The following is a 12,506-nucleotide window of genomic DNA, read 5'->3' as shown; positions in this document are numbered from 1 at the left end:
ACTACTGTGACCGTCAAGGCAGGTGAGGCCACCGGTTCGGTTACCGTCACTGCGCCAGACAACGTCTACGTCAACGACCCGGTCACCATCACCCAAGGCCTGACCAAGGTCGAAGGTGCTGGCGCCGATCAGTTCGAACAACTGAATCTGGGCAGCACCAAAGTCAGCACATCGGTAACCGACGAACCGTCTGGCCAAGGCGACCTGGTCAAGGTCAGCATCGTTGCCAACCAGTCTTCGGTCAACGAAGCCACTGCACCGACCTTCACCGTCAGCCTGAACAAGCCGCTGGACAAGGACCTGACTGTCACCCTGAGCAACAACGACACCGTGCTCTTCAAGGCGGGCGAGACCAGCAAGGTCTACACTGCACCGGCGCAAGGTGACGACGTGTTCAAGGACCCGGGCACCGTCACGGTGGGTATCAGCAAGGCCGAAGTGCCGAACGCCACCTTCGAGAAGCTGGAGTTCAGCAACCCGGCCTCGGTCAGCGTGACCGATACCGAAAGCAAGGTCACTGCAGTGCTGTCGGTGGACAAGTCCACCGTGGCCGAAGGTGGCGCGATCACGTACACCGTGACCCTGGTGGGCGATAACAGCAACCTGCCGGTTACCGGCCATGGCGGTGTGACCGTCACCCTGAGCGGTGGCACCCAGGTCACCATCAATGCGGGTTCGGCCACCGGCAGCGTCACCATCAATGCGCCGGACGACGTATACGTAGGCGGCCAGCCGACGATCACCAAGTCGATCACCGACATCACCGTGAGCGGCGACAAGGTGTTCGAGAAACTGGTGCCGAGCACTACCAGCGTCAGCACATCGGTTACCGATGAACCGTCTGGCCAAGGCGACCTGGTCAAGGTCAGCATCGTTGCCAACCAGTCTTCGGTCAACGAAGCCACTGCACCAACCTTCACCGTCAGCCTGAACAAGCCGCTGGACAAGGACCTGACCGTCACCTTGAGCAACAACGACACCGTGCTCTTCAAGGCGGGCGAGACCAGCAAGGTCTACACCGCACCGGCGCAAGGTGACGACGTGTTCAAGGACCCGGGCACCGTCACGGTGGGTATCAGCAAGGCCGAAGTGCCGAACGCCACCTTCGAGAAGCTGGAGTTCAGCAACCCGGCCTCGGTCAGCGTGACCGATACCGAAAGCAAGGTCACTGCAGTGCTGTCGGTGGACAAGTCCACCGTGGCCGAAGGTGGCGCGATCACGTACACCGTGACCCTGGTGGGCGATAACAGCAACCTGCCGGTTACCGGCCATGGCGGTGTGACCGTCACCCTGAGCGGTGGCACCCAGGTCACCATCAATGCGGGTTCTGCCACCGGCAGCGTGACCATCAATGCGCCGGACGACGTATACGTAGGCGGCCAGCCGACGATCACCAAGTCGATCACCGACATCACCGTGAGCGGCGACAAGGTGTTCGAGAAACTGGTGCCGAGCACCACCAGCGTCAGCACATCGGTCACCGACGAGCCGTCTGGCCAAGGTGACGTTGCCAAAGTCAGCATCAACGGCACGACGTCTCTGAACGAAGGCGAGACGGGTACTTACACCCTGAACCTCACCCACGAGGCCAAGGACGAAGTCACCGTTACGCTCAGCTACAGCGGCACCGCCAAGAACGGCGAGGACTTCATCGGTGTGACCACTGTGAAGATTCCGGCCAATAGCAGCGGTACCACGTTCACCATCGGCACCATCGACGACAAGCTGGTCGAAGGTACCGAAAACTTTGTGGTAACGATCGTAGGCGTGTCGGGTGGCAAGTTCGAGAACCTGCAGGTGGATACCAGCAAGTCGAGCGTTACCACGGCCATCGTAGACAACGACCACATGCCGGTTTCGCGCGACGGTGCAGTGTTTGGTGTGGAAGACACCGACTATGTGTTTGCCTGGAGCGACTTCAATGTTTCCGACCCCGATGGCAACACTGGTCTGTCGGTAACCATCAGCTCGATCCCGGGTTCCGGCACGTTGCAGTTCTTCAACGGCACGGCCTGGACGAATGTGGGCGTTGGCCAGGTTGTCAGCCAGGCCAGCATCGAGGCCGGCAACCTGAAGTTCGTTCCGCTGCGCAACGAGTCGGGGACCGATAATTATGGCGGCAACGGCGTGGGCAACCAGCAAGCCGACTACGCGCAATTCAAGTTCAAGCCGAATGACGGCACCAACGTAGGCACAGATTCGACCATGAAGGTCGACATTCGCCCGGTTGCCGACAAGCCGACGCTGAGTTTCGGCAGCGCCGACATCGATTCCAAAGGCCTCACCAAGGAAGTCTGGAACAGCCTCAAAGGTCTTGGCACGGGTGGTAACGGCATTACCGGCGATGACCTGAAGACGGTCTTTGCCAACTCGGGCAGTGCCAGCTCCAGCAGCACCACGACCAATGTTCAGTCCGATGGCAGCGTTGCAGGTGGCACCGGTTCGAAAACCTCAGGCCTGATCTACCTCGAAGCCGGCAAGACCTACACCTTCAGCGGCACTGCCGACGACAGCTTCGTGGTCACCATCGGCGGCAAGACTGTGGTCACTGCCACCTGGGGTGCTGGTGGCCAGGTGTCGGGGACCTTTACCCCGAACACCAGCGGCTACTACCCGATCGAGGTCTACCATGCCAACCAGGCCGGCCCAGGCAGCTATGACCTGAACATCAAGGTCGGCGACGGTCGCGTCACCGACCTGAGCAGCTCGAACATCAAGATGTACCAGAACGTGACCGAGATGGCCAAGGCTGGCCTGGGCGTGTCCGATCTGCACACTGTGAACGGGCAAAGCTACTACGACGGCTACAAGCTCAACGAGGGGCCGGAGGGCGGCTCGGTCAAACTGGTGGCTATCTCTACCGCCCTGACCGACACTGACGGTTCGGAAACCCTGAGCGTAAGCCTCAGTGGTATCCCCAAAGGGACCGTGCTCAGCGACGGTGCAGGCCATACTGTCACGGTAGGCAGCACGCCGGTGGACGTAACGGGCTGGAAACTCAGCAGCCTGACGCTGACGCCACCGACCTACTACAAAGGTTCGTTCGACATCACGGTCATCTCGACTGCCACTGAAAGCGTGGGTGGTTCGGCTATTACCACCGGCAATATCCCGGTAACCGTGTATCCCGCGACCTACAAGGCCAGCGTAGGCACATCGGGCAACGACGCCCTCACCGGCAGCGAAGGTAACGACATCATCGTCGCCGACGTGGCGGGCCTGAACGTGGTCCAGGGCAAGAACTACAACATTGCCTTCATGGTCGACAGCTCGGGCAGCATGAGCGATAAGTCGATTGCCGATGCCAAGACGCAGTTGGCTTCGGTATTCAACTCGCTCAAGGCCAGCCTGGGTGCTGATACCTCGGGTACGGTGAACATCTTCCTCGTCGACTTCGACAGCCAGGTGAACAAGAACGTGGCGGTGAACCTTGCCGACGCGGATGCATTGAGCAAGTTGCAGGCGGTACTTAACTCGATGGTGGGTGGTTACTACGGGGGCGGCACCAACTACGAGGACGCCTTCAAGACCACGTCCAACTTCTTCAAGAGCACCATCGCCACCGGTAACAAAGGTGCTGAAAACCTGACGTACTTCATTACCGATGGTAAGCCAACGTTCTATCAGAGTGGCGAGTCGACCAACCCTCGTTTGTGGACCGGCGGCAAGTACCTGGACGATGTGGTGAACGTCAACAATTACAAAATTGGCGATACGTTCAGCACCATGGTCGATAGTACGCACAGGTTCGACATCGACAGCAGTGGCACTGTTTACGTCTACACGTACAAGAGCAATGGTTCTGTCGATACCTACGAAGTGGGCACCATCCATGCCCAAGGTGATGGCACCTACGAGATATCCTCGCGAGCGGGCTGGGGGAATGAGTGGAGCTATAGCGAGGCGGCCTCGGGTTCCACGGCTAGCTTCGCTGTGCTGGGTGGCACTAACGGTTTGAGCAAAGTCCAGGCTATCGGCTTGAACAGCGATGTGACGCTCACTGATTTGAAGCCGTACGACAGCGCAGGCAAGCCGCAGACCAACATCGACCCGTCCGACCTGGCGAAGGCGATTCTCGGTCATACCGAAGCCACGGTGCCAGGTGCCGATACCATCGACGGTGGCAACGGCAACGACATCATCTTCGGCGACCTGATTACCCTCAATGGTGTCGTCAGCGAGGGCTATCAGGCCCTGCAAAGCTATGTCGCACAGAAGAGCGGCGTTGATGTCAGCTCCATCACCACCAGCAATGTCCACCAGTACATCACTGAGCACTACAACGAGTTCGACATCTCCGGCGCCAAAGACGGCAACGACATCCTGTCAGGCGGCAATGGCAACGACATTCTCTTTGGCCAAGGTGGTAACGACACGCTCGATGGTGGCAAAGGCAACGATATCCTGCTGGGCGGTACCGGGAACGACACCCTCATCGGTGGCCAGGGCGACGATATCCTGATCGGTGGCAGCGGCGCAGACACCTTCGTGTGGAAGGCGGGTGATTTCGGTAACGACGTCATCAAGGACTTCAAGATGGGGGACAAGGACAAGATCGACTTGAGCGATCTGCTGCAAGGCGAGAAGGGCAGTACTATCGACAATTACCTGAAGCTCACCACGGTTGAAGGTACGACCACCTTGCAGGTCAGCAGCGAAGGCAAGCTCAACGCCGCAGGCGGTATCGCCAATGCCGATGTGACCATCAAGCTTGAAGGGGTGAACTGGTCCAACACCACGATCAACTCGTTGATCAGCGGTGCTGACCCGACCATCATCATCCACAACAAGGACAGCTGATGTGTTGAAGGGGCCGCGCCTGACCGTCGCGGCCCCTGTTTCATTCCACAAGGCCGCGCCCGCAAGGGCCCCATCAACCAGGTAATGGCCGTGCCGGCTCTTTCCTGGCACCTTCCGACAGCGCATACTCAGGCGCTGGGCCTGCGTGCCTGCTGATCTTTGCCTATGCTGCTGCCTACCAACAAGGAACCAAAGTGACGAGGGACACCGCCATGTTCTACGTGCAACGCAATGCCGCCGGTAAGTTGCTGCGTGTAGAGGCAGCCGCTTTTGATGAGTTCACCGAGATGCTCCCAGCCGACCATGCCGATATTCAGGAATGGTTTGCCGATGATGTCGTGGAAAACAGCCTCAATCAGCTCAAGCAAAGTGACCTGGACATGATCCGCGTGCTTGAAGACCTGATCGATGTGCTGACTGCCAAAGGGGTATTCAAGATCACTGACCTGCCGCCGGGTGCACAGGCCAAGCTGCTGAACCGCGCTACCGCGCGCAAGGCCCTCAGCAGCCTGAATAACCTGATCGACGAAGATGAGCAGGGCGGGTTGATCTAAGCCTGATTCAGCCCCGGCGCAGGCTAGCGATTCTGGTACTGCGCAGCCGCATTGCTCAAGGTTTTGCCAATCTCCTCGCGCAACCCCATCGGCTGCTCCACCACCACCCCGTCCCCCTGGCTCAACAGCCACCAGCGCAGCGGCCAGCCATCGCTGACCGTGGCTCGCAGCCGGTGCCCATGCTCCAGCGCCGTCAGCTGCATGTCGCTGCTCAGCGGGGCCTCGCGCAACTGCCGCGCCAATGCATCGCTGATCCACGCAACCAACTCCACGCCCTCCCCCTGGGCCGGTTGCAGTGCATCGCCGCGCAAGTGGGTCAACAAGTCGAAATTACCGCGCAGTTCGCCCACGGCACCGGCCGCCCAGTGCCAGCCGAAAGGTATGCTCTTGTCATTGCGCTCCAGCGGAAAAATCAACGAAAGCTCATTCAGGTCGCGTTCAACGGTACGCTTGCTGACAGTGAAGCCCACGTCGCGCAGGCGCCACACCAGCTCGGCGCTGGTAATGCCCGGGGAGCGACTGGGTAGCTGACGCAGCAGCGCCCATTGACGGCTGAGGGTGGCGCGAGTGGTGGCGAACGGCAAAAGATAACGTCCTTGTCTAGGCTTGCCGTCATAGCATGGCGGCAGGCGAGGGTCATGGCAATTGGCCACGCCCTGCTCAGATCAAATAAGTCGCATTTGGTTGCCTGGTGTCGAATCGTTCGCGACAGGTTTTGACGTGACATCACGCAGAATCACGCCTCATCACAGCCGAAGGTTGGGGTTGTGCGTCGTTCAATGAGGATGAACATGTCTGCTGCCAGCAATATCCATTCGCTGCTTGCCCGCCTTTTGCCCGAACGGGTCATCGCCGCCCCGGCACCGGCCGGCAGGCGGCACCGGTTGTTCGCCGGGGTAGGCTTGCCCAGCCAGCGCTCGCTGCTGATCAACCGCTTGGATGAAGCCAGTGACCTGCAGGCGGTTTACGCCGACCTGCGCCACCAGGCGTTGCAAGGTAGCGTAGCGGCACTCAACGACCTGGGCTGGATCTGGCTCAACGGCAAGTATTGGCGCGCTGACACCGTGCTGGCCGGGCACCTGTTGCGCATGGCGGCGCTGCAGGGCAATGCTGCCGCGTGGTTCAACCTGGGCCAGCAGCATTACTTCGGCAAGGGCGTCGACACCTCCTATGCCCAGGCGGCGGATTGCTACCGGCAGGCCTTCGAGCGCGGCATGTTGCATGCCGCAGCGGCCTTGGGTGACCTGTATGAAGAAGAAGTGTGCGATGGCGAGCAGCAATGGCAGGTAGACCTGGTGCAGGCTTACCAGTGGTTCATGCGCGGGGCCGAGCGTGGCGAAGCGCGTTGCCGCTTCGAGGTGGGTTATCGCTTGATGCACGGGTTGTATGTGGAACCCGACATCAAGGCTGCATTGTACTGGCTGGAACTGGCGGCAGCCGCAGGGGTGGTACAGGCGGCCGAAGAGCTGGCGGTGCATTTCAGCAGCCGTGACAGCGTGCGCTACCTGCAGTGGCGCGACCGCGCCTTGCAGATGGGCAGCACACTCGCCCTGACCATGAAGCTGGAAGACCAGATACACTCCTGATTCCCTCGCTCGCACAGGCGACCACAGGCTGCAGTATGTGTGCAATACCTGTGGGAGCCGGCTTGCCGGCGATAGGGCCAGCACAGGCAATACACCCTCCAGCATGCACAACCATTCATCCATACCCCTCGTCACCCGCTGTTGACGACAGGGGGAGGTACGAGCGTATATTGATAGTTAGCAAACTATGAATATACCTGGATACTGTTCATGTCCCTTGATCTCCTGCGCCTGCAGGTCAGCAGTGGCATGGTAGTTGCGGCTCGCCATTGGCGGCGCATCTGCCATTGCGCGTTGACCAGTTACGGCATCTCCGAGGCCTGCGCTGCGCCGCTGCTGATGATCGTGCGCCTCGGCGACGGTGTGCATCAGGTAGCGGTGGCCCAGGCAGCCGGCCTGGAAAGTCCGTCACTGGTACGCCTGCTCGACCAACTGTGCAAGGCCGGCCTGGTCTGCCGCAGTGAAGACCCCCTGGACCGTCGCGCCAAGGCCCTGAGCCTCACCGCTGAAGGCCGCCGCTTGGCCGAAGCCATCGAAGCCGAACTGGTGCGCGTGCGCAGGGATGTGCTGCAAGGCATCGACCAGGCTGACCTGGAAGCCGCCTTGCGCGTGCTGCGCGCCTTCGAGGCTGCCGGCCTGGGCGGTGCAGGCGGGGTGGCATGAACGGCTTCTTCAGCTCGGTCCCCCCGGCGCGGGACTGGTTCTACGGTGTGCGCACCTTCGCGGCCTCGATGACCGCCCTGTACATTGCCCTGCTCATGCAGTTGCCGCGGCCCTACTGGGCCATGGCCACGGTGTACATCGTTTCCAGCCCCTTCGTTGGCCCAACCAGCTCCAAGGCGCTGTACCGTGCCGTGGGCACCTTGCTCGGTGCCGGGGGGGCGGTCCTCCTGGTGCCACCGCTGGTACAGTCGCCGTTGCTGCTGAGCATTGCCATCGCCCTGTGGACCGGCACCCTGCTGTTCCTTTCGCTGAACCTGCGCACGGCCAACAACTACATGCTGATGCTGGCCGGCTACACCTTGCCGATGATCGCACTGGCGGTTGTGGATAACCCCCTGGCGGTGTTTGAGGTCGCGTCTTCCCGCGCCCAGGAAATCTGCCTGGGGATTGTCTGCGCAGCCGTCGTTGGCGCCATTTTCTGGCCTCGCCGGCTGGCCCCAGTGGTGGTCGGCGCCACCGGCAACTGGTTTACCGAGGCCCTCAACTACAGCGATACCTACCTGGCCCGCGCTGGCAGCACCGACAAGGTCGGCGGCATGCGCGGGGCGATGGTCACCACCTTCAACTCGCTGGAGCTGATGATCGGCCAGCTCGGCCACGAAGGGGCTGGCCCGCACACCCTGAAAAACGCCCGTGAGCTGCGTGGGCGGATGATTCACCTGCTGCCGGTCATCGATGCGCTCGATGATGCGCTGGTCGCCCTGGAGGGCCGGGCCCCGGCCCAGTTCGCCCAGTTGCAGCCTGTGCTCGCCGCCGCTCGCGAATGGCTGCAAGGGACTGCCGCCAGCCCCTCTGTCGCCCGCTGGGCTGCGCTGCACGAGCAGATCGAGCGCCTGCAGCCCGCTGCCGCCATGCTCGACCAGCGCGCCGAGCTGCTGTTATCCAACGCCCTGTACCGGCTGACCGAATGGGCCGACCTGTGGCAGGACTGCTGCACCTTGCAACATGCCCTGCGCACTGACGATGCCACGCCCTGGCGGGCCGTGTACCGGCACTGGCGCCTGGGCCGCCTGACACCGTTCTTCGACCGTGGCCTGATGCTGTACTCGGTGGCCACCACGGTGCTGGCGATCATCGTCGCTTGTGGCCTGTGGATTGGCCTGGGCTGGAACGACGGCGCCAGCGCGGTAATTCTCGCGGCCGTGTCGTGCAGTTTCTTCGCGGCCATGGACGACCCGGCACCGCAGATCTACCGGTTCTTCTTCTGGACCTTGCTGTCGGTGATCTTCTCCAGCCTGTACCTGTTCCTGGTGCTGCCCAACCTGCACGACTTCCCGATGCTGGTGCTGGCCTTTGCCGTGCCGTTCATCTGCGTCGGCACCCTGACCGTGCAACCGCGTTTTTACCTGGGTACGTTGCTGACCATCGTCAACACCTCGACTTTCATCAGCATCCAGGGCGCCTATGATGCCGACTTCTTCACCTTCCTGAATTCCAACCTGGCCGGCCCTGTCGGCCTGCTGTTCGCCTTCATCTGGACGTTGGTCATGCGCCCCTTTGGGGTAGAGCTGGCTGCCAAGCGCATGACCCGCTTCGCCTGGCGCGACATTGTCGAAATGACCGGGCCGGCGACCCTGGCCGAACACCGCAAGCTTGGCGTACAGATGCTCGACCGCCTGATGCAGCACCTGCCGCGCCTTTCGCAAACGGGCCAGGACAGCGGTGTAGCGCTGCGTGACCTGCGTGTGGGGTTGAACCTGCTCGACTTGCTGGCCTACCTGCCGCGCGCTGGTCAGCAAGCCCGTGACCGCCTCAACACCGTGGTTACCGAGGTGGGTGCGCACTACGCCGCCTGCCTGCATGCTGGCCAGCGCCTGCATGCGCCGGCCGCGCTGCTGCGCAACATGGAGCGGGCGCGGCTGGCGCTGAACCTGGATGAACTGTACGAGCGTGGCGATGCCCGCACCCACCTGCTGCATGCGCTGAGCGGCCTGCGCCTTGCCCTGCTGCCAGGTGTGGAGGTGATGCTCGAACCCGACGAACAACTGCAACTGCCTGCCGGCCTCGACGGAGCGCCCCTGTGATTGGTGAACTGGATATCAGCGGGGTGTTCCTGCCCACGCTGTTGGTGATGATGCTTGGCACCTACCTGCTGTTCCTTGGGCTGCACGCGGTGCTGGTGCGCATGCATTTCTACCGCCTGGTCTGGCACCGGGCGTTGTTCAACGTTGCCCTGTATGCCGTGCTGCTTGGCGCGGTGGACCACTTTTGCCGAAACCTGATGCTGCCATGAAAAAACCTTTGCTGACCCTGGGCCGTGTGGTCCTGACCTTGCTGGTAGTGACCTTCGCCGCCGTGCTCGTGTGGCAGATGGTCGTCTACTACATGTTTGCACCCTGGACGCGTGACGGCCATATCCGCGCCGACGTGATCCAGATCGCCCCCGATGTGTCGGGCTTGATCCAGAAAGTCGAGGTGCACGACAACCAGACAGTCAAGCGCGGCGACGTGCTGTTCACCATCGACCAGGACCGCTTCACCCTGGCCCTGCGCCAGGCCAAGGCCACCCTCGGCGAGCGCCAGGAAACCCTGGCCCAGGCCTCCCGCGAAGCACAGCGCAACCGCAAGCTGGGCAACCTGGTGGCGGCCGAGCAACTGGAGGAAAGCCAGTCCCGCGTGGCCCGCGCCCGCTCGGCCGTCAGCGAGGCACAGGTGGCAGTCGATACCGCCCAGCTCAACCTCGACCGCTCGGTGGTACGCAGCCCGGTGGACGGTTACCTGAACGACCGTGCGCCGCGTAACCACGAATTCGTCACCGCCGGCCGCCCGGTGCTGTCGGTGGTCGACAGTGCCTCGTACCACGTCGACGGTTACTTCGAAGAAACCAAGCTTGGCGGCATCCACCTCGGCGATGCCGTGGATATCCGCGTGATGGGCGACAACACCCGCCTGCGCGGCCATGTGCAGAGCTTTGCCGCCGGCATCGAAGACCGCGACCGCAGCAGCGGCGCCAACCTGCTGCCCAACGTCAACCCGGCGTTCAGCTGGGTGCGCCTGGCCCAGCGTATTCCGGTGCGCATTGCGTTTGATGAAGTGCCAGAGGACTTCCGCATGATCGCCGGGCGTACCGCCACGGTGTCGATCATCGAGGGCCAGCACCCATGAAACAGCTCATCCTGGCTGGCCTGTGCCTGTCGCTGGGGGCCTGCATGATGGTCGGCCCCGACTATGAGGTGCCGAAGGACGCGGCGGTGCAACGCAGCGACCTTAATGGCCCGCTGCGCCAGGATGCCGACAGCGTGGTTTCGGCGCCGGTGCCCGAGGACTGGTGGCAGCTGTATCAGGATCAACGGCTGAACGAGCTGGTGCGCCAGGCCCTGAGTGCCAATACCGAGCTGCGCGTAGCCGCGGCCAACATCGCCAAGGCCCGCGCCCAGGTCGAAGTGGCCGAGTCGCAAGGTGGCTTCAACGGCGGCGTCAAACTGGGTGCCCAGCGCTTGCAGGAGTCTGGCGAAGCTTTCCTGCAGCCTGAGAAGGTGCCGGTGGCCAACATTGGCGAGGCCATCATCAGCGCTTCGTATCAGTTCGACCTGTGGGGCACGTTCAAGCGTGGTACCGAGGCTGCAAAGGCCAATGCAGACGCGGTGCAGGCTGCTGCCGATACCGCCCGCATCACCTTGGTGGCCGACGTGGTCAAGGCGTATACCCAAGTGTGCTCGGCCAACGAGGAATACCACATCGCCCGCCAGTCGCTCGACTTGCAGGAGCAAAGCGTAAAGCTTAACCAGCGCTTGCGTGATGCAGGTCGTGGCGATGAAACCCAGGTCACCCGCTCGCAGACCCAGTTCAAGTCCTTGCGCGCCGAACTGCCGCGCTTCAAGGCCGAACGTGAAACCGGCCTGTACACCTTGGCTGCGTTATTGGCCAAACCGGTAGACCAGTTGCCCGCCGGAACCGCCGATTGTGCCGAGCTGCCGCACCTGAACCAGTTGGTGCCGGTGGGCGACGGTGCTGCGTTGCTCAAACGCCGGCCTGATGTGCGCCAGGCCGAACGCCAGCTGGCCGCAGCAACTGCCTCTATCGGGGTTGCTACCGGCGCGCTGTACCCGGACATCAGCATCGGTGCCCAGGTGGGCACGATTGGTATTCTGGAAAACCTTGGTGAGCCGTCGACCAACCGCTGGGGTTTCGGCCCGCAGATCAGCTGGAGCATCCCCACCAACGGCACACGCGCGCGCATCCGCATGGCCGAAGCCTCTACGCAAGCAGCCTTGGCGAATTTCGACGGTGTGGTGCTGAACGCCATCCGCGAGACCCAGACTCGCCTGGCGCAGTACAGTGCCCTGCTGGACCGGCGTGACGCACTGGCCGAGGCAGAGAAGTCGGCCAAGGATGCGGCTGACCAGACGCACCGGTACTACCAGGCCGGGCGTGAGTCGTTCCTGGCGGACTTGCAGGCGACCCGCACCTATACTGACATGCGCGCGCAACTGGCAGCGGCCGATAGCCAAGTGGCGTTGGGGCAAATTGGTGTGTTCCTCGCCCTCGGTGGCGGCTGGAAGGACACCTCAAAGCCTTGAGGCCCAATCGCCGGCCGCCAGCTCCCACAGGGATCGCTTTAGGGCTGACAGGTGTTTGCCACAAGGTATGCAGCGCCTGTGAGATCGAGCGCCGCCCGCGCGGCGCAATCGCGAGCTGCGCTCGCTCCTACGTTTGTTTCGGGCCAGTAACCCCTGTGCCAGATGCGCGCGGCCGCCTTGTTCGTACGGCGATTTTGAGGCATGCGCCAAGGCGTTCGCGCGCAAATCCCACAGGAATAATTGGCCCGAAACAAACGTAGATACTCTGTTGGCGGTCAAGCTTTTCTGAGGTGTTCAGAGCTGAAAAGCTTGGCCGTATCAAA

General features: G+C 62.1%; 9 protein-coding genes. 8 read left to right on the top strand and 1 reads right to left on the bottom strand.

Features of this window, described 5'->3' with window-relative positions; genetic code table 11:
* Together QME24_RS24010 and QME24_RS24005 are read left to right on the top strand one after the other, a co-directional pair.
* Nucleotides 1-4,800, top strand: a 4,800-nt coding sequence (locus tag QME24_RS24010; protein ID WP_281691073.1) for an immunoglobulin-like domain-containing protein, incomplete at its 5' end; no start/stop codon positions are given.
* Between the two features lie 212 nt (nt 4,801-5,012).
* Nucleotides 5,013-5,354 (top strand): hypothetical protein, encoded by a 342-nt coding sequence (locus QME24_RS24005; protein ID WP_054906178.1) that lies wholly within the window; start codon nt 5,013-5,015, stop codon nt 5,352-5,354.
* A 23-nt stretch (nt 5,355-5,377) separates the two neighbouring features.
* Here QME24_RS24005 and QME24_RS24000 read toward each other — a convergent pair whose 3' ends face one another.
* Complete coding sequence (locus tag QME24_RS24000) at nt 5,378-5,938, bottom strand: WYL domain-containing protein (protein ID WP_054906179.1); 561 nt, start codon at nt 5,936-5,938, stop codon at nt 5,378-5,380.
* 207 nt (nt 5,939-6,145) lie between these two features.
* Between QME24_RS24000 and QME24_RS23995 the strand changes: the two genes are divergently transcribed.
* The 6 genes from QME24_RS23995 to QME24_RS23970 all read left to right on the top strand — a co-directional run bounded on the left by QME24_RS23995 (nt 6,146) and on the right by QME24_RS23970 (nt 12,183).
* Nucleotides 6,146-6,940 carry a tetratricopeptide repeat protein gene (locus tag QME24_RS23995; protein ID WP_192441389.1) on the top strand — a complete coding sequence of 265 codons (795 nt, stop codon included), beginning with the start codon at nt 6,146-6,148 and terminating at the stop codon, nt 6,938-6,940.
* 210 nt (nt 6,941-7,150) lie between these two features.
* Complete coding sequence (locus QME24_RS23990) at nt 7,151-7,603, top strand: MarR family transcriptional regulator (protein WP_029885345.1); 453 nt, start codon at nt 7,151-7,153, stop codon at nt 7,601-7,603.
* Complete coding sequence (locus QME24_RS23985; RefSeq protein ID WP_054906181.1) at nt 7,600-9,687, top strand: FUSC family protein; 2,088 nt, start codon at nt 7,600-7,602, stop codon at nt 9,685-9,687. The genes QME24_RS23990 and QME24_RS23985 overlap by 4 nt, the downstream gene beginning before the upstream one ends.
* Complete coding sequence (locus tag QME24_RS23980) at nt 9,684-9,896, top strand: DUF1656 domain-containing protein (RefSeq protein ID WP_009682394.1); 213 nt, start codon at nt 9,684-9,686, stop codon at nt 9,894-9,896. Before QME24_RS23985 ends, QME24_RS23980 begins: the two co-directional genes overlap by 4 nt.
* Nucleotides 9,893-10,768, top strand: coding sequence for an HlyD family secretion protein (locus tag QME24_RS23975; RefSeq protein ID WP_009682395.1), 876 nt, complete (start codon nt 9,893-9,895; stop codon nt 10,766-10,768). The genes QME24_RS23980 and QME24_RS23975 overlap by 4 nt, the downstream gene beginning before the upstream one ends.
* The gene (locus QME24_RS23970) at nt 10,765-12,183 is read left to right on the top strand and encodes a TolC family protein (protein WP_029885348.1); all 1,419 of its coding nucleotides are present in this window, start codon (nt 10,765-10,767) and stop codon (nt 12,181-12,183) included. Before QME24_RS23975 ends, QME24_RS23970 begins: the two co-directional genes overlap by 4 nt.
* The last annotated feature ends 323 nt before the right edge of the window (nt 12,184-12,506 follow it).

This window comes from Pseudomonas sp. PARCl1, assembly GCF_947311875.1.
Taxonomy (GTDB): domain Bacteria; phylum Pseudomonadota; class Gammaproteobacteria; order Pseudomonadales; family Pseudomonadaceae; genus Aquipseudomonas; species Aquipseudomonas juntendi.
The sequence above is the reverse complement of the archived record's forward strand: the minus strand, read 5'-3'. Positions and strand labels throughout refer to the sequence as shown.